The organism is Litorimonas sp., from assembly GCA_029936425.1.
In the GTDB taxonomy this organism is placed as follows: Bacteria; Pseudomonadota; Alphaproteobacteria; order Caulobacterales; family Maricaulaceae; genus Litorimonas.
In genome coordinates, this window is the sequence record JAPYSU010000181.1 from 1 (window position 1) to 1,021 (window position 1,021).

The following is a 1,021-nucleotide window of genomic DNA, read 5'->3' on the forward strand; positions in this document are numbered from 1 at the left end:
CCTTGCAACAAGTGTGGCATTACATTTGCCAAAACTGATGAATTGGAAACCACTAAAGGATGTTCATAAAGAAAAGTGCCCAAAATCCCTGTAACAAGCATGAAGCGAAGCAAGCTCAAGATTTCTTACAGATTCACACAGACCCGCGGTAAAAGCACACATACCTGAGCACAGTTTGATTAAAACCTGACAACTTCCTCGAAAGCTTTATCTTTCTCCTTCAATTTCGCGTCCCGTCCTTCTGGGTCTAGTCGTAGTAGGAAGAAGGTGTCGCTTTACTGGCGGCCAGCTGAAGATAGTTAAGGTCTATGTTTTTACCTCAAATGCGTCTCTCTCACAGTTTCCAAGATCAAACTTTACCCACAAATCTCACACATGAAAAGAATGATTTTATGCCTCAATGATGTATTTTCACATGAGTCTTTAGGTATCATTTGATTCAAAATAGTTACAGAACACTTTGCATATTTAACACTACAAATTATATGTTTGTACAATGAGTGCCTCGAGACAACTGGCTGCAGGTTGCTGTGTGAGGTGTGCAACAGTACAGACAGGTAGAAATCCAGTTTGGAGACACACTAGAACTATGACCATTCTTGGTTTGGTTTTCTTCTTCTTGATGTCATCACTGGCGAGAGTAACCTTAGAAGGTTTTCCACAAAATAAATTATCCAGAAGAGTGTTTGGCGGCGGTGTGTTCATCACACTTTCTTGAACAGTGGCTGACATCAGAGGCAGAGTCGTCCGCTGGTGTCCGTTCTTGCTCTTGATTCACTTCATGATGAACCTGCCGCTGCTTTGGGGAGGCCGCCAGGTAACTTGCTGACACGATCGCCTTCATCATACGGGAACTGGCTGGGAGGAGAGAGGGGATGAGATGTGCTGCGACTGGTGGCGGCTTGGAACGGCTGTGTGTCTGCAGATTGGCAGGACTGCAATGCATCTGAAACAGTAATACAGTAATATCTCTGAGTTGAGTTCTGTGCACCACCCAAGGGGAGGGCTGAGCTGAGTTAAG

The 1,021-nt window shown here is 44.7% G+C and carries 1 protein-coding gene; it reads right to left on the reverse strand.

Annotation, left to right across the window (positions count from 1 at the left end):
* Positions 1 to 670: 670 nt before the first annotated feature.
* Positions 671 to 1,021 (reverse strand): hypothetical protein (locus ACN0IC_RS15845; protein ID WP_416879703.1); only part of this gene is annotated, 351 nt, incomplete at its 5' end.